General features: G+C 52.6%; 13 protein-coding genes. 6 read left to right on the forward strand and 7 right to left on the reverse strand.

Annotation, left to right across the window (positions count from 1 at the left end; translation table 11 throughout):
- Positions 1 to 26: 26 nt before the first annotated feature.
- A complete protein-coding gene (gene hexR / locus AADB16_RS09470; RefSeq protein WP_410802869.1) occupies positions 27 to 905 on the reverse strand; it encodes a transcriptional regulator HexR in 879 nt (292 codons plus the stop codon).
- Between the two features lie 211 nt (positions 906 to 1116).
- Here hexR and zwf point away from each other — a divergent pair, with 211 nt between their 5' ends.
- The 3 genes from zwf to eda are packed head-to-tail and all read left to right on the forward strand — an operon-like array spanning position 1117 to position 3988.
- Positions 1117 to 2592: a glucose-6-phosphate dehydrogenase gene (gene zwf, locus AADB16_RS09475; RefSeq protein ID WP_309043187.1), complete on the forward strand. Its 1476-nt coding sequence runs from the start codon at positions 1117 to 1119 to the stop codon at positions 2590 to 2592.
- Entirely contained in the window at positions 2579 to 3298 is a 720-nt protein-coding gene (gene pgl / locus AADB16_RS09480; RefSeq protein ID WP_410802871.1) for a 6-phosphogluconolactonase, read from the forward strand. Before zwf ends, pgl begins: the two co-directional genes overlap by 14 nt.
- Before the next feature lie 39 nt (positions 3299 to 3337).
- Positions 3338 to 3988 carry a bifunctional 4-hydroxy-2-oxoglutarate aldolase/2-dehydro-3-deoxy-phosphogluconate aldolase gene (gene eda / locus AADB16_RS09485; RefSeq protein WP_309043189.1) on the forward strand — a complete coding sequence of 217 codons (651 nt, stop codon included), beginning with the start codon at positions 3338 to 3340 and terminating at the stop codon, positions 3986 to 3988.
- On the opposite strand, the gene pyk is transcribed toward eda, so the two are convergent.
- The gene (gene pyk / locus AADB16_RS09490; RefSeq protein WP_410802873.1) at positions 3981 to 5429 is read right to left on the reverse strand and encodes a pyruvate kinase; all 1449 of its coding nucleotides are present in this window, start codon (positions 5427 to 5429) and stop codon (positions 3981 to 3983) included. The two genes, eda and pyk, sit on opposite strands and share 8 nt — an antisense overlap.
- A gap of 66 nt (positions 5430 to 5495) precedes the next feature.
- Positions 5496 to 6500: a type I glyceraldehyde-3-phosphate dehydrogenase gene (gene gap, locus AADB16_RS09495; protein ID WP_410802875.1), complete on the reverse strand. Its 1005-nt coding sequence runs from the start codon at positions 6498 to 6500 to the stop codon at positions 5496 to 5498.
- Between the two features lie 179 nt (positions 6501 to 6679).
- On the opposite strand from gap, the gene edd reads away from it, so the two are divergent.
- Positions 6680 to 8500: a phosphogluconate dehydratase gene (edd, locus tag AADB16_RS09500; RefSeq protein ID WP_410802877.1), complete on the forward strand. Its 1821-nt coding sequence runs from the start codon at positions 6680 to 6682 to the stop codon at positions 8498 to 8500.
- A 28-nt stretch (positions 8501 to 8528) separates the two neighbouring features.
- Here the strand turns inward: edd and AADB16_RS09505 are convergent, their stop codons facing one another.
- Positions 8529 to 9272, reverse strand: a complete 744-nt coding sequence (locus AADB16_RS09505) for a nitroreductase family protein (RefSeq protein WP_410802879.1) — start codon at positions 9270 to 9272, stop codon at positions 8529 to 8531.
- A 117-nt stretch (positions 9273 to 9389) separates the two neighbouring features.
- Between AADB16_RS09505 and AADB16_RS09510 the strand changes: the two genes are divergently transcribed.
- Positions 9390 to 9983: a uracil-DNA glycosylase family protein gene (locus tag AADB16_RS09510; protein WP_410802881.1), complete on the forward strand. Its 594-nt coding sequence runs from the start codon at positions 9390 to 9392 to the stop codon at positions 9981 to 9983.
- Here AADB16_RS09510 and glpD read toward each other — a convergent pair.
- On the reverse strand, positions 9978 to 11468 hold the full coding sequence (glpD, locus tag AADB16_RS09515) for a glycerol-3-phosphate dehydrogenase (RefSeq protein ID WP_410802883.1): 1491 nt from the start codon (positions 11466 to 11468) through the stop codon (positions 9978 to 9980). The genes AADB16_RS09510 and glpD overlap by 6 nt on opposite strands.
- Positions 11469 to 11659: 191 nt before the next feature.
- The gene (locus tag AADB16_RS09520) at positions 11660 to 12418 is read right to left on the reverse strand and encodes a DeoR/GlpR family transcriptional regulator (RefSeq protein ID WP_410802885.1); all 759 of its coding nucleotides are present in this window, start codon (positions 12416 to 12418) and stop codon (positions 11660 to 11662) included.
- Positions 12419 to 12628: 210 nt separating this feature from the next.
- Between AADB16_RS09520 and glpK the strand changes: the two genes are divergently transcribed.
- Complete coding sequence (glpK, locus tag AADB16_RS09525; protein WP_410802887.1) at positions 12629 to 14101, forward strand: glycerol kinase GlpK; 1473 nt, start codon at positions 12629 to 12631, stop codon at positions 14099 to 14101.
- A 42-nt stretch (positions 14102 to 14143) separates the two neighbouring features.
- Here the strand turns inward: glpK and AADB16_RS09530 are convergent, their stop codons facing one another.
- Positions 14144 to 16045 (reverse strand): sigma-54-dependent Fis family transcriptional regulator, encoded by a 1902-nt coding sequence (locus AADB16_RS09530; protein ID WP_410802889.1) that lies wholly within the window; start codon positions 16043 to 16045, stop codon positions 14144 to 14146.
- Positions 16046 to 16148 lie beyond the last annotated feature (103 nt).

Genomic DNA, 16148 nt, shown 5'->3' on the forward strand with positions numbered 1-16148 from the left:
TGTTGCCTGAATTTTGGTAGAGGCGCTTACTCCGGGGTTGACGGAAGGCGCGTCGGCATAAGGCTGTCTTTAATTTTCTTTAAATGCCCGAGGAAGTCTGCGCCGCGTTTTAGCGTAACGCCGGTGGCGAGGATATCGATAACCGTAAGGTGAATGATTCTGGATGACATGGGCATATACACCTCAATGTCTTCCGGAGCAGTGATTTCCAGCGTGGTGGTGCAAACCTCCGCCAGGGGAGAGTTGGGTGTTGTGATGCCAATAACGGCAGCGCCGTTGTCTCGGGCGATGCGGGCAATATCCACGGTTTCTTTGGTACGCCCGGTGTAGGAAATCATAACGATAACATCCCCGACACTGGCGCCGGCAGCGACCATTCGTTGCATCAGTGCATCGTCATAAGACATCACCGGGATATTAAATCGGAAAAACTTGTGCTGTGCGTCCAGCGCCACGGACGCGGAACCCCCCATGCCGAAAAAGTTGATCTGCTTAGCCTGGATCAGATAATCGATCGCCGTTGCCAGTGCGCGGGGGTCCAGCGCCTGCCGGGCCTTTTCCAGGTTGGCCATGGTGCTCAGCATGATTTTGTCGGCAAACTCTGCAACGGTGTCATCAGGCTCAATGTTCTGGCCTATATAAGGGGTTCCTGTGGCAATGCTTTGTGCGAGGCGTATTTTGAAGTCTGGGAAGCCTGTTGCAGAGAAGCCCCGGCAAAACCGGTTAACGGTGGGCTCGCTTACGTTGGAGGCCCGAGCTAAAGCTGCAATGCTGTAGCGTGTTGCTGCACTGGGGTCGCGCAGGATTGCTTCTGCCACTTTGCGCTCTGATTTATTCAGAGTATCAAGTCTGGACTGTATGTCCTCCAGAAGGTTGTCGTCACGATGCGCATGGTTTGCGGCCATCAAAGCTGCTCCCTGAATTTCGGATGAAATCATTTTGAATATCGGGTGATTATACCGCGATTTTAGCGTATTTGGGGTAGTAAACGTATCATCAACCTGATGGAGCCCTTGGATTAATCCGGGGTTGGTGCCATTATTTAGATAAAACTACTACATTTAGAAGCGTGCAAGATGCATTGTTAACGCCTGACCCACCGGAGAAAAGTGCTTAATGGCCCACAGAATGACGACCCGATGCGACATAATGCTGTTTGGAGCTCTGGGTGATTTGGCTCAGCGGAAGTTGTTTCCAGCGTTTTACCAGCTTGAAAGAGCCGGGCTCCTGGCCGATGGCAGCAGAATACTGGCGATTGCCCGCAGGGAGCTTGATACGGCAGCGGTTCGTAAGCAGTTGATGGAGAGGCTTGAGAAGCACGTGAAGCCCGACGAATTTGAGCCCGCGGTAGCCGAAGCTTTTCTGCAGAGGGTTGAATACCAGATATTGGATTTTCATGATGAGAAGGGATTCGGTGTGCTTAACAGCTGGCGCACCGAATATGAGAATCAACTCATCGTATACTTGGCGAGCCCTCCCTCCATGTACGGCGTCATTGCCCGAAATCTCAGTTCTGCCAGTTGCTGTACCGAAAACACCCGCGTGGTGGTTGAGAAGCCGATTGGCCATGATCTTGACTCCTCCCGCGTGATCAACGATGAACTTGGTGAGGTGTATAGCGAGAGCCAGCTATTCCGGATTGATCACTATTTGGGAAAGGAAACCGTCCAGAACCTGATTGCCTTGCGTTTTGCCAATAACCTGTTTGCTTCCCAATGGGACCAGAATCATATCTCCCACGTTGAGATTACGGTTGCTGAGAGTGTTGGAATTGAGGGACGGTGGGGCTACTTTGACAAGGCAGGGCAAATTCGCGACATGATCCAGAATCACATGTTGCAGCTGTTGTGTCTGATCGCCATGGACCCACCTTCGGACTTGTCTGCCGACAGTATCCGTGATGAAAAAGTAAAAGTGCTCAAGGCGCTTCGCTCTATCACGCCGGACATGATGGATACCTGCGTGGTGCGGGGGCAATACGCAGCCGGCGCCAGCACCGGAACTCCGGTTCCGGGTTATCTGGAGGAGGAAGGTGCGAATAAGAGGAGTGAGACAGAAACCTTTGTTGCACTGAAGGTGGAAATCGACAATTGGCGCTGGTCGGGCGTGCCGTTCTATATACGTACCGGGAAGCGTCTACCGGAAAAGCTGTCACAAATTATTATTCATTTCAAACCAGCCCCCCATTATATTTTTGATCCGGACCAAAAACATCTGGCAAACAATAAGCTGATTATCCGGCTGCAGCCGGATGAAGGAATGTCGCTTAAAATACTCACCAAGGATCAAGGCTTGCACAAAGGCATGCGCCTTCGACAGGGGCCGCTGGAATTGACGTTTTCGGAAACCTTTGAAGCAGAGCGCATTCCCGATGCATATGAGCGTCTTCTTTGGGAGGTCATGAAAGGCAACCAGTACCTGTTTGTTCGGCGGGATGAAGTAGAGCATGCTTGGCGCTGGGTTGATCAGATTATTCAAAACTGGAGTGATGGTGGTGACCCGCCGAAGCGATACGCTTCGGGAACCTGGGGACCAGTGGCCTCCATCGCAATGATCACGCGGGATGGAAGGAGTTGGTATGAAGATGCCTGAGCTGGATTTTCCCCAAGGTATAGAGGCGCGTTTTGGAGAGACGCCTCAACTGGTTGCACATCAACTCGCTGGCACAGTTGCTGAGTTCCTGCGAATGCGTCTTGAAAGTGCCCCGCGTGCCAGCCTGGCGGTTTCTGGCGGCTCCACTCCCTTGCCATTTTTTCAGGCCTTGTCGCACAAGGCGCTGGATTGGGGCAGGGTGGATATATTACTGGTAGATGAGCGCTGGGTTGAGGAGGCCGATGACGCCAGCAACACTCGGCTGGTCAAAGCAAACCTGTTGCAGAATAACGCAGCAGCTGCCAGGTTTTTTTCTCTGAAGCAGAAGGGTGAAACACCAGAAGACGGCTTGGCGGCGGCTAATGCCGAGCTTGTTACGCTGACGCGCCCGTTGGATGTTCTGATTCTTGGAATGGGTAATGACGGCCATACCGCATCCCTGTTCCCGGATGCCCCGGAGTTGGCCCATGCCATGAACCTGGAAATCCGGGAAACCTTAGCTGCAATGACGCCGCCATCTCAGGCGCACCCGCGCATTACGCTTACCTATGCCTTTATGCATAGAGCCCGCTTTATCGCACTGCATCTCAAGGGCGAGGATAAGTTGGCTACTCTTAAGAAAGCCCTAAGTGAGCCCGGCGGTATATTTACAATGCCGGTTCGGGGATTCCTGAAACCGGGCCTCCAGGTCTTCTGGAGCCCCTGAGCCTTCTTTGGCTCATCTTAAGCCCGTGTGGAGAGAATCATGAGTTATGTGTCCGAATTTCACCGCGACCGCATCAGATCTGTTTTGGCGGCGTCTCAGCTTATGCCTGTTATCACCATCAAGCATCCTGATGATGCGGTACCGCTTTGCCAGGCGCTTTTTGAGGGTGGTATCCGGGTGATGGAAATAACTTTGCGCACGGAGCATGGGATTGGGGCGATAAAGCAAGTGCGGGAAGCCCTGCCAGAGGCGTGGGTTGGCGCTGGCACTGTCACCTGTGTTGATCAGTACCGGCAAGCGGAAACAGCAGGCGCTCAGTTCATCGTTACCCCTGGCGTTACAAAAGCGCTTCTGGATTTTGCTTTAACCTCTGAAGCACCTCTTTTGCCGGGCATTTCTACGGCTTCCGAGTTGCTGCTTGGGTACGGTTTGGGCTACCGGGAGTTCAAGTTTTTTCCCGCAGAAGTGGCGGGTGGGCCTCCTGCCTTGAAGGCTTTTGAAGGCCCGTTCCCCGATGCGGTTTTCTGCCCAACGGGCGGTGTTCGCCGGGAAACGGCCAGGGATTACCTGGCTTTGGGCAATGTGCTTACGGTGGGCGGCAGCTGGTTAACCCCGGACGACGTTGTATCAGAGCGAGACTGGCCCAGGATTACCGAGATCGCAGAGGCCAGTCTGGCTGCTCTTAGCTGATATCGGCGCCAACCCGCACAATCTTCATGGTGTTGGTTCCACCTTGGGCGTTCACATAGTCGCCCTTGGTGATGACAACCAGATCACCCTCATTGACTACGCCCAGGGTAACCAGCTCAGACACAGCCTGTGCATTCGTGCGCTCGTTCGGGATTTTCGCAGAATCAAACGGAACGGTTTGCACTCCCCGGTACATAGCCACCCGATGCTGCGTTGAATGATGCCGTGAATAAGCAAAAATCGGCAGGCTGGACTTTATACGAGACATTAAGCGCGGAGTTGCGCCCGTTTCTGTCATGCAAATAATGGCAGTAACGCCGTTCAAGTGGTTTGCTGCATACATGGCCGATAAGGCAATGGCCTCGTCAACAAGCTCCATGCTTTCGTGAATCCGATGATTCGATTGGTGCATTGTCGGGTGTTTTTCTGCACCTATACAGATGCGCACCATTGCTTCTACAGCCTCTACCGGGTAGTCACCTACTGCTGTTTCGGCAGATAGCATAACCGCGTCTGTGTAATCCATAACAGCGTTCGCTACATCAGACACTTCCGCGCGAGTCGGCATGGGGCTGGTGATCATGGATTCCATCATCTGAGTTGCTGTTATAACCGCGCGGTCAAGAACCCGGGCTCGGGCAATGATAAGCTTCTGAACGCCCACAAGTTCTGCATCACCTATCTCAACCGCAAGATCGCCTCTGGCGACCATAACCACATCAGAGGCCTCAATAACTGCATCCAGAGCTGCAACATCATGGGCCAGTTCAGCGCGTTCGATTTTGGCAACGAGCCCGGCATTAGAGCCTGCCTCTTTAAGGAGCTTGCGAGCGGTGTGCATGTCTTCTGCCGTTCGTACGAATGACACTGCCACGTAGTCTGCACCAAGGCGCGCTGCGGTCACTATGTCTTGTTTGTCTTTCTCGGTCAGCGCATCAGCAGACAACCCGCCACCACGCTTGTTAAGGCCCTTGTTGTTGGAGAGCGGGCCGCCAATCAGTACTGTCGAGGTTATGCAGTGGTCTTCTACAGATTGCACTTCCATTTCGATGCGGCCGTCGTCGAGAACAAGAATATCGCCCGGCTTTACATCGTTAATAAGTTGCTCATAGTCGATACCAACACGCTCTTCGGTGCCGGCCTCTTTGTCCATCGAGGCATCCAGAACAAACGTTTGGCCTGCCTTCAGAATGACTTTGTTTTCTGTGAATCGGGCAATGCGGAGCTTTGGGCCTTGCAGGTCTGCGAGCAGGGCAACAAATCGGCCCTGTGATGCGGCTGCGTCCCGCACTCGACGGGCTCGCTCCATGTGCTCATCTGCGCTGCCATGGGAAAAGTTGAGCCGGGTAACATCGACTCCGGCACGGATGATGGCAGCCAGGGATTCCGGAGAGTCGGTGGCGGGGCCTAAGGTGGCGACAATTTTGGTACGCCTGAGCATATATAGTGTCCCTTGGTTGTTCGGTTTAATGTTGTACAAGTGACTCTGGCTCCGGAGTGGCCGCCTTTATCGGCTGGCCTCCATCAGTGCGAGAGCGTTATCCAGCATCCGGTTTGAGAATCCCCACTCATTATCGTACCAAGCCATGACTTTTACATGACAGCCAAGCACGCGAGTGTGGTTAGCGTCGAAAATGCTGGATAGAGCATTATGGTTGAAATCGATGCTGACCAGTTTCTCGACGTTGTAGCCTAGTACCGGATTGGATTCAGCAGCGGCTTTTACCACTGCATTTACTTCTTCAATGGAGGTTTCCCGGCTTGCGATAAACCCGAAATCGACCAGCGACACGTTGATTGTTGGCACTCGCACTGCCAGGCCGTCAAGCTTTCCATCCAACTCGGGAATGATTTTCCCGATGGCTGCTGCGGCGCCGGTTTTGGTCGGGATCATCGACTGGGTTGCGGAGCGGGCGCGGTAGAGATCAGTATGGTACACATCGCTTAAATTCTGATCGTTCGTATAAGAATGTATGGTTGTCATTAGCCCGCTTTCGATGCCTATCGCTTTATGTAGCGCATCGGCAACCGGTGCCAGGCAGTTGGTGGTGCAGGACGCACTGGAAATAATAGTGTGCTGTGCCGTGAGTGTGTTGTGGTTTACACCATAAACAATCATGGCATCGGCATCCGGGCTTGGAGCCGAGATAATAACCTTGCGGGCGCCGGCTTTGATGTGGGCTTCTGCCTCATCACGCTTGGTGAATAATCCGGTGCACTCCAAAACAAGGTCAACATTCAGTTCACCCCAGGGCAGGTCTTCCGGGTTGCGAATGGCGGTGATAGCAATCCGGTCGCCATTTACGCTGATAGATTCGGCATCGTGGCTGACTTCTGCATTAAAACGCCCGTGAACACTGTCATACTTGAGCAGGTGGGCATTGGTTTCTGCGTCGCCAAGGTCGTTGATTGCAACGACCTGGAGTCGGTTGCGGTAGTCATTTTCATAAAGCGCGCGGAGGATGTTGCGGCCAATCCGTCCAAAACCATTAATTGCGATACGAATTGTCATATTCTGGATCCTGATCTAGATGTTTTGTTCGATTTTTGCTCGAACTTTGTTGTTGATGTAGTAAATATAACAAAATAATGTTCGATTATGAACGTCATAGTGATGAGTGGCGGAAAAAGAAGGTAAAATTACGTACTATTGAGTGTAATTGCATAACTGGCAGACATTGGAGCTTCAAAATGCATCCGACGGTTAAAAAAGTTACCCAGCGAATTATCGACCGCAGCCGCGCCTCTCGAGAGGATTACCTTGGCCGGATGAATGAGCTTAAAGCGCAATCGCCGCATCGCGGCGCGCTCTCCTGCAGTAATCTTGCCCATGGCTTTGCTGCTTGCGGCCAAAGCGATAAAGACACGTTGAAGCTAATGAATAAAGCCAATGTGGCCGTGGTTTCCGCCTATAACGACATGCTTTCAGCGCATCAACCATACGCGGGCTTTCCTGATGTTATTCGTGAGGCGGCCCACGGCATGGGGTCGGTGGCCCAGTTTGCGGGTGGTACACCTGCCATGTGTGATGGTGTTACTCAGGGCCAGCCCGGTATGGAACTCAGCCTGTTCTCCAGGGACACTATCGCCATGAGCACGGCGGTAGCTCTGAGCCATAACATGTTCGATGCCACATTATTGCTGGGTGTTTGCGACAAAATTGTTCCCGGATTAATGATCGGGGCACTCAGTTTTGGGTACCTGCCGACCATCCTTGTTCCAGCCGGCCCTATGCCTTCTGGCCTTCCGAATAAAGAAAAACAGCGAATCCGTCAGCTATATGCCGAGGGTAAGATAGGCAAAGAGGAGTTGCTCGAGGCAGAGAGCAAGTCCTACCACAGTCCAGGCACCTGCACCTTTTACGGCACGGCCAATAGCAACCAATTACTGGTTGAGGTTATGGGGCTGCATTTACCTGGGGCGGCGTTTGTTCACCCGAACACCCCGCTGCGGGATCAGCTGACCCGTGCCGCAACAGAACAAGTGATCCGTTTGTCCAAGCCCCAAGGTGGAGAGCTTGGCTTGGGCGATATGGTTGATGAGAAAAGTGTTGTGAATGCGTTGGTTGCGCTTCTGGTAACGGGAGGCTCCACCAACCATACGCTGCATTGGGTGGCGATTGCCCGCGCTGCCGGCATAATTATCGACTGGGATGATTACGCCGATCTTTCCTCTGCAGTGCCATCCATGACCCGTATCTACCCGAATGGGGAAGAAGATGTGAATGCCTTCCATGAAGCCGGTGGAACACCCTTCCTGATTCGAGAACTGCTTGATAACGGGCTCTTGCACAACGATGTGGAGACGGTTGTAGGGCGCGGGCTGGAACGCTATACCCAAATGCCAGCGCTGGAATCTGGCAAGTTGGTCTGGCAGCCATTTATAGGAAAAAGCCTGCGCCCAGACGTTCTAAGTACTGCTTCTGAGCCTTTTGCGCCAGACGGTGGGCTCAAGGTGTTGCACGGCAACCTGGGGCGGGGCGTGATCAAGGTATCTTCGGTTGCGGCAGAACACCACAGAGTTGAAGCGCCCGCTGTGGTTTTTAATGACCAGAATGAATTGAAAGCGGCGTTTGATGCGGGCGAACTGGATAGAGATTGCGTTGTTGTTGTGCGCTTTCAGGGCCCAAGATCCAACGGTATGCCAGAGCTGCATAAGCTGACGCCGTATCTCGGGGTATTGCAGGATAGAGGGTTCAAGGTTGCCCTTGTTACGGACGGCCGAATGTCTGGAGCGTCGGGCAAGGTTCCCGCAGCGATACACGTGTACCCGGAAGCTCTCGAAGGTGGAGCGCTTGCCCGGGTTAAAGATGGTGACACCATATGCCTGGATGCTGATAAGGGCACCCTGGACATCCTTGTCGAGGAAGCGGAGTTTTCAAGTCGGGAAGCCGCGAGGCTAGACTTATCGGGGTATCAAAAGGGCTTTGGTCGAGAGTTGTTTGGCTGGATGCGGCGTGCGGTCAGCACGCCGGAAGAAGGTGCCAGTGTGTTCGGAGATCAGCTGCCATAACGGTCTAAGCAGGCTGATCTCTGATGGTTCACAGATAGTGAATCAAGGAATCTTGATCGAACCTGTACTGTTGGTTGTAGACGCCGTTCTCAGCTCGGCGTCCTGCGGCCAACACCATGGTGACCAGCCCTTTGCGGGGCAGTTTTAGCAGTTTGCGCACACGGCACTCGTCAAAGCCTTCCATGGGGCAAGAGTCGTAACCGTGTGCACGAAGTGCAAGCATCAGGTTTTGGGCAGCCAGGGCTGTGGATTTGGTTGCCCATACCTTCATTTCGTTCACTGAGTAGGGGCCACGGGGAACCGGGCGGGTCAGCCCTACAGCCAGTCCCAAGGATTTTTTGGCCACTCCCAGAACCCCAAATGGCCCTTGGTTGTAGTGAATAGGTGCAATTTTTTTGTAGTACTTCTCAACAATTCCAGGCAGCTTTTCATTCTTTGGCCATTCTTCCAGCGCAAGTCGAGCGTGCTTCCTCCAGGTGTCTGGGCGCGCAACAATTGCAATCAAAACGGGTGCGGTGGTCGCAGCATTTTGCCCCAGGCAAGCTTCAGCAAGCTTGCTTCGTAACTCGGGTGTTCTGACAACAAAAAACTCCCAAGGCTGAAGATTGCTGGAGTTTGGTGCCAGTGTGGCCAGTTCCAGACAGTCCTCGAGTACCGCATCGGGGATGGGTTCATCTGTGAAGCGCCGGATAGAGCGGCGGCTACGAACGACCTTGCGAAACTCCTCAATATCAATTTCTGGTAGGGGTAGGGGGCCTGCTTTTGCGTTCATTATGAATACCTGATGGTGTTGCGGCGAGCGATTCAGGGCTACTTGCCGCCTTGGATTATGAGCTCTATGGTTACGGGAAATTGATTCTTATGCAATCGCCGGGATGATTTGGAGTCTATGACGGATAAACTTGCCCACCTGTCTTTTGATGAGCTGGTTCAGCAGGTACGCGCCTGCACTCTGTGCGCGGACTTCTTGCCACTGGGGCCGCGGCCGGTTGTGCAGCTGTCTCCGGAGTCCAGAATTCTTGTTGTGGGGCAAGCACCCGGAACGCGGGTTCACGAAACAGGCGTGCCGTTCAACGATCCAAGCGGTGACCGGTTGCGGCAGTGGATGGGGATTACGCGGGAAGATTTTTACGATGACCGAAAGCTGGCCATTTTGCCCATGGGGTTCTGTTACCCTGGAACCGGGAAATCCGGTGATCTGCCGCCAAGGCCGGAATGCGCGCCAGCATGGCGTAGTGCATTGCTTGAGCGCTTGCCCAATATCGCGCTGACTCTGGTGATAGGGCAGTACGCCCATGCCTGGCATTTACCCGGTGCAAAGAAATCTGTTACGGAAAACGTCCGGAACTGGCGAGATTTCTGGCCAGAAAAGCTGCCAATGCCCCATCCAAGCCCGCGCAATAACCTCTGGTTGCGCCGGAATCCCTGGTTTGAATCCGAGGTGATTCCGGAGCTTCAAGAGCGGATAGCCAAACTGCTATAAGTTTTTCTCAAGGTAGGCATCAAGTGCTTCAACATCACTGGTTGACGCATAGAGCCCCTGTTTGGTTCTGCGCCACAGGATGTCCTCTGAAGTCATTGCCCACTCGTGTTTCACAAGGTGCTGAACCTCTTTCTCATACAGGTTGCCGGTAAAGAGTTGGCCTAGCTCCTCCACAGAGGTACAACCCTGCAGGAGTTCGCGGGAGGCTGTGCCGTAAGTCCTCACATAACGGCTAATAATGTCGTCAGCTAACCAAGGGTAATCCTGCTTGAGTTCGGCTGAAAGGCTATCCTTGGTAGCAAAGTCACCGCCAGGCAAAACTGCGGTTTTCGTCCAGCGGCCACTGGCTTCGGGGAAAAAGTGGCAAAGCTTGTTGGTTGCGACCTCAGCCAGCTTTCTGTAGGTGGTTATTTTACCACCGAAAACTGAAATCAAAGGCGCCTTGCCTTTTGCCTGATCAATCTCAAAGGAGTAGTCGCGGGAGGCTTTTTGGGCGTTTTCCTCTTCACCGTCCATTAGCGGCCTGACACCGGAGTAGGACCACACCACATCTGAGGGTTCCAGCTGCCTGACAAAGTGCGCATTCACAATCTTCAGCAGGTAGTCTGTCTCTTCCGGAGAGATTTTGGCATCCTTGGGGTCGCCCTCGTACTCAACATCAGTAGTGCCCACCAGAGAGAATTGATCCTCATAGGGGATCACAAACACGATGCGCTCGTCTTCATTCTGGAGAATGTAGGCTTCCTCATCCTGGTTGATCTTGGGCACAACAATATGGCTGCCTTTAACCATTCGAATCGTTTTGGGGGCTGGCATGGAGAGCGTTTCTCCAAACAGCTTGCTTACCCAAGGGCCAGAGGCGTTAACAATAACCTTGGCTGAAACGGTTTTCTCTTCTTTGCTGACCATATTGCGGAGGGTAACAGTCCAGTTCTTGTCTCCACGTACTGCATTCACGCACTTGGTTCGGGTGAGTATGGTTGCACCCGACTCCTGTGCCTTTTTTGCAGTGAGAATGACCAGTCTTGCGTCATCAACCCAACCGTCGGAGTACTCAAACCCTTTGGTGATGTCCGGCTTCAATGGCCCTGACTTATCGAAGCGGATTGAGCGCGACCCCGGGAGCATTTCACGTTTTGCCAAGTGGTCATAAAGGAACAAGCCTGTTCGAATCATCCAGGCTGGTCTCAGGTGAGGGCGATGGGGAAGACGAAAGCGCAATGGCCGCATGATATGGGGTGAGTTCTTGAGTAGAGACTCGCGCTCAGCCAAGGCTTTTTGCACAAGCCGGAACTCATAGTGCTCAAGATAGCGAAGCCCGCCGTGAATGAGCTTGCTGCTGTTCGAGGAGGTTGCAGATGCCAGGTCATTCATTTCACAGAGCAGCACCTTGAGGTTGCGGCCAGCCGCATCCATCGCTATTCCTGTGCCGTTGACACCGCCGCCAACCACGACAACATCGTACTGTTCATGCCCCATAGTCATTGCTAGTCATCTCCTGGTGCTGTGGGAAAAGACGCCAATTCGATGTGCTGAAAGCGAACTTTTCTGAAGCTAAATAGGTTATTTGAATAGTATGCGAAAGACTTTGGTTTTCGTAAAGGAAAATATGGAAAAAAAACGAAAATTGCGAAGGGTGATAAAATTGAGCTGTTTGCTCAATGCTTGGGGGCCTCTCAAACAATGTGGAGCTTGATGCTGTTCTCTTTCAGAATCCGGGAGATTTCGACAGGTGGCTTTTGGTCGGTAAATACATGATCTGCCTGCGATATATTGCCCAGCCTGACCATTGCATTTCGACCGAACTTGGAATGGTCAGCGGCGAGTAATACTTGATTGGAATTCGCGATAATAGCCTGCGCCACCCGAACTTCGCGGTAGTCGAAATCAAGCAGTGAGCCATCGTTGTGGATACCGCTGATTCCGATGATGCCGAAGTCCATTTTGAATTGATTGATAAAGTCGCGGGTTGCCTCGCCCACTATGCCACCATCACGACTTCTGACCTCGCCGCCGGCAATGATCACATGAAAATCCTCCTTGGCAGAAAGGATGGAGGCAACGTGCAGGTTGTTGGTCACAACCTGCAAGTTATTTTTCTGGAGCAGGGCTTTGGCGATGGTTTCGGTGGTGGTGCCAATATTAATGAACATTGAAGAGTTATCAGGAATCATTGCAACCATGGCTTCGGCAATGCGTTCCTTTGCTTCCAGATCCATGATCTTTCGATCATGGTAGGAGGTATTCATGGTGCTGGAGTCAATCCCGGCCCCGCCGTGATGTCGGCGTAACTTGTTCTCTTTGGCGAGTTCGTTCAGATCCCGGCGGATTGTTTGTGGGGTTACCTTGAATTGGTCTACCAGCTGCTCGGTGGTTACAAAGCCGTTCTGTTGGATCAGTTCTATAATCTGATCCTGTCGCCGCCGCTGTGCCATTCAAAAAGCCTCCACCCTGTGGTTGTTCTTATGCGAAATAATGAGCAATTATAAACTCAGGTAGAGTAAAGTTTAGTCTTTTTGAGCGTTTTATACAGCATTTAGAGCCACTTATCTGTTCGTCAGCAGATGATGTTTGCGAAATCTCTTGGCAATCATATTCAAAAAAGTAAACATACGAACAAATAAGAAAGCGAGGACGAAATAGCGATGAGCCAGTACCTGCTATCCATTGATCAGGGCACAACCAGTTCCCGAGCCATACTGTTTGATTTGAAAGGCAACATTCACGCCGTACGCCAGCAGGAATTTACTCAGCATTTTCCAGATAGCGGGTGGGTTGAGCACGATCCAGAGGATATCTGGTCAACCGTCACCAAGACTTGTAATGAGGTCATGGCGGAGGAGTGCGGAGTAGATGATGAGGTTGTTGCAGTAGGCATCACCAATCAGCGGGAAACCACCATCGTTTGGGACAGGAATACAGGTAAACCGGTTTACAACGCGATTGTGTGGCAGGATCGCCGAACAGCTTCCTATTGTAAGTCCCTTAAGAGCGCGAGCCGTGAACCTGCAGTTCACAGCAAAACCGGTCTGTTAATTGATCCCTATTTTTCTGCCACCAAAATTCGCTGGATTCTTGATAATGTTCCTGGTGCCCGTGAGCGTGCAGAGCGGGGAGAGCTCGCCTTTGGAACGGTTGATACGTTTTTGCTCTGGCGTCTGACTGGTGGCCGCGTGCACAAAACTGACGCCACTAACGCAAGCCGAACCTTACTGTTCAACATCCACACCCAGCAGTGGGACTCGGATCTGCTTGAGCTGTTCAACATTCCTGAATCCCTGTTGCCCGAGGTGCTGGATTCCGCTGACGATTTTGGTGAGATCACTAAGTGTGAAGCCCTCAATGGGGTGTCGGTGCTTGGTGTGGCGGGTGATCAGCAAGCAGCCCTGTTCGGCCAGACCTGCTTCGATGTAGGAATGGCCAAAAGCACCTACGGCACTGGCTGCTTTCTCATGCTCAACACGGGCGAGAAGGCTTTGAAATCAGAGCACAGGCTGTTAACAACAGTGGCCTACCGCTTGAATGGCAAGCCTACCTACGCCATGGAAGGCAGTATTTTTGTGGCGGGCGCGGCGATTCAATGGTTGCGCGATGGTCTGCAGTTAATTGAGAACGCCTGCGACACAGAGCCATTGGCAAAGGATACTCCGCTAGATCACGGTGTGTATCTTGTGCCTGCATTTACCGGGTTGGGTGCGCCTTACTGGGATCCCAACGCGCGGGGAGCGATTTTTGGTTTGACCAGAGATACGGGCATAAAAGAAATCGTAACTGCGGGGCTGCAGTCGGTGTGTTATCAAACCAAAGATTTGCAGAAAGCCATGGAAAAAGACGGTATGCGACCGATCACTCTGCGGGTTGATGGCGGTATGGTGGCGAATAATTGGGTGCTTCAGTTCCTTGCAGACATTCTGGGCGCGAGAGTAGACAGGCCATCCGTTATTGAAACAACCGCTTTGGGTGTGGCGTATTTGGCGGGGCTCAAAGCAGGGGTTTATGAGTCACTCGACGAGCTCTCGGAATTGTGGCGGTGTGACCGTAGCTTTGAGCCCATCATGACGAAACAAAAGCGCGATGAGCTGTATGAGGGATGGATTCATGCCGTTCAGAAGCTCTGATCAGCCCCGTTGAGATCAGTAGGCATAGCCGGGAGTTGGGGGTTAGCGAACCCCCAACTCCCGTAGTCGTTTGTATAGCGTGTTTCGACTGATCGAAAGCTCCCTGGCCGTGCTGGACACGTTACCTTTGCACCTGTGATAAACCTGCAATATATGGGCATGGCTATTACGCTCATCGCCCTCCCGCCGGCAGGGAATCTTAGCTGGCTCAGGCTTGAAATCATCTGAGTGCTCGGAACCAGCAATTTCGTCTGCCGGTGTTGTGCCGCCGAACTCGGCGAGAAAGTCTGCAGGCAGGTGCCAAATCTGTACGACCTCGCCATCTGCCAAGGCGATGGCCACTTTCAAAACGTTTACCAGCTGGCGAATGTTGCCTGGCCAGGAGTGATTTTCCAGCGCGGATAATAGCTGAGGGGCTAAAGATTCACTTTGGCCCGGATCTCGATGTTGCTGATAGATATGCTGAATCAGGCTTCGTATATCTTTACGGTGTCTTAAGGCCGGCAGCTCCACAGACAGGCCGTTGATCCGATAATAAAGGTCCGCCCGGAACTGCCCGGATTCGATGCGGGATAGGGGGGAGCGATTGGTGGCTGTGATTAGTAGAATATCAACCGCAACATTTACTGTTGCGCCCACCGGCGTAACCACCCGTTCTTGTAATACCCGAAGTAGCCTTGATTGGGCGGAAACCGGCATTTCGCCAATCTCATCGAGAAACAAAATGCCTTTGTGAGCATTGCGGATCAAACCAAGCGAGCCTTTAGCTCTAGCGCCTGTAAATGCTCCGGGCTCGTAACCGAACAGCTCTGATTCCACAAGTTCTGGCGGTATAGCTGCGCAGTTGACGGCAACCAGTGGCTGGTCTTTTCGGTGCGAAGCCTTGTGCAACGCATTCACCAGAACTTCTTTTCCTACACCTGTCTCACCGGTTATCAAAACCGGAACGCCTCGCTCCAGGACTTTCAAGCTTTGCTCGGCACATCGGCGCACGGAGGCGTCACCGTATTCGAGGTTGGAAAAGCTTGCGGGATTATCAGAGAAAGTGTGGCGCTCCACATCCGCCAACACCTCGGCAGGCGCTGTTCGGATAGTTGAAGGCCGTTTTACGAGGGCGCTGAGTCGGACCTTGCTCCTGGTTTTCAGTTGCAGTGGTGTCTGTTCCGGATGGCCAAGAATGTCACCGCGCTCAGCAGTGAACAGTACATCGAGCATGACATTCTTTGTTTGAACACCCAGTAACTGATCTGCTCGTTGATTGCTGGCGACAACCCGACCCGAATCATTACACACGAGGATTCCTGACCAGGGGCTGTCGAAGTTGTCAGCGGTCGTGTTAAGGATGATTTGAAAGAAGTCCGCCTCAAATTTCCGATTGAGCAGCCGGTTTTCAACGGATTGAGCAAGCAGACGCACCATACCGAGAGTGTGATCCTGTGGCAGGTATGCATCGCTGAACACACTCAATACACCGGTAAGTTCTTTGTTCGAATCGAATATGGGAGCTGCGGAACCGATGAGGCTTCTGTGCACTTTCAGGAAATGTTCGCTCCTTTGTACCTGTACCGCCCGCCCAGTCGCTATGGCTGTACCTATGGCGTTGGTGCCACATAGCTGCTCCTGCCAGTTAGCGCCATGCTGAAACCAGGATTTTAACCGGGTTTCAGTGGTGCGCTGGTCTCCCCAGCTTTTTAGAACCGTGCCCTGCTGATTCGCCAGAAGAATCAGGCAGCGACTGCTGGAAAGTACATTCCGGTAGTAGGGGAGCACCTCAGCCTCTGCGCTGGCGAGTAGTTCACCATACTGGCGCGTTAAATCTTGCAGATGCTCAGTGCTGAGTGTTGGCTGAGTCGGTTCTCCTTCGTGGTCAAGGCCCAGGGCAATACAACGCTGCCAAGATTCAGAAACGTCTGTTCGAATTTCCGTTTGTACGCTCTTCTTCATCAGATACATCCCTGTGTTCGTTTTCTTGTTTTAGGAGATGCTTTTGGGAGCATGTGTTCAGTTGATGTATGAGAACTGTTCAATAATCTGTTTAACCGTTGTT

This window comes from Marinobacter sp. KMM 10035 (assembly GCF_046537445.1).
GTDB classification, from domain to species: domain Bacteria; phylum Pseudomonadota; class Gammaproteobacteria; order Pseudomonadales; family Oleiphilaceae; genus Marinobacter; species Marinobacter sediminicola.

Coding starts and splice junctions, on each gene's coding strand:
- hexR (WP_410802869.1), bottom strand. CDS start 905: ATGGCCGCAAACCATGCGCATCGTGACGACAACCTTCTGGAGGACATA.
- zwf (WP_309043187.1), top strand. CDS start 1,117: ATGGCCCACAGAATGACGACCCGATGCGACATAATGCTGTTTGGAGCT.
- pgl (WP_410802871.1), top strand. CDS start 2,579: ATGAAGATGCCTGAGCTGGATTTTCCCCAAGGTATAGAGGCGCGTTTT.
- eda (WP_309043189.1), top strand. CDS start 3,338: ATGAGTTATGTGTCCGAATTTCACCGCGACCGCATCAGATCTGTTTTG.
- pyk (WP_410802873.1), bottom strand. CDS start 5,429: ATGCTCAGGCGTACCAAAATTGTCGCCACCTTAGGCCCCGCCACCGAC.
- gap (WP_410802875.1), bottom strand. CDS start 6,500: ATGACAATTCGTATCGCAATTAATGGTTTTGGACGGATTGGCCGCAAC.
- edd (WP_410802877.1), top strand. CDS start 6,680: ATGCATCCGACGGTTAAAAAAGTTACCCAGCGAATTATCGACCGCAGC.
- AADB16_RS09505 (WP_410802879.1), bottom strand. CDS start 9,272: ATGAACGCAAAAGCAGGCCCCCTACCCCTACCAGAAATTGATATTGAG.
- AADB16_RS09510 (WP_410802881.1), top strand. CDS start 9,390: ATGACGGATAAACTTGCCCACCTGTCTTTTGATGAGCTGGTTCAGCAG.
- glpD (WP_410802883.1), bottom strand. CDS start 11,468: ATGACTATGGGGCATGAACAGTACGATGTTGTCGTGGTTGGCGGCGGT.
- AADB16_RS09520 (WP_410802885.1), bottom strand. CDS start 12,418: ATGGCACAGCGGCGGCGACAGGATCAGATTATAGAACTGATCCAACAG.
- glpK (WP_410802887.1), top strand. CDS start 12,629: ATGAGCCAGTACCTGCTATCCATTGATCAGGGCACAACCAGTTCCCGA.
- AADB16_RS09530 (WP_410802889.1), bottom strand. CDS start 16,045: ATGAAGAAGAGCGTACAAACGGAAATTCGAACAGACGTTTCTGAATCT.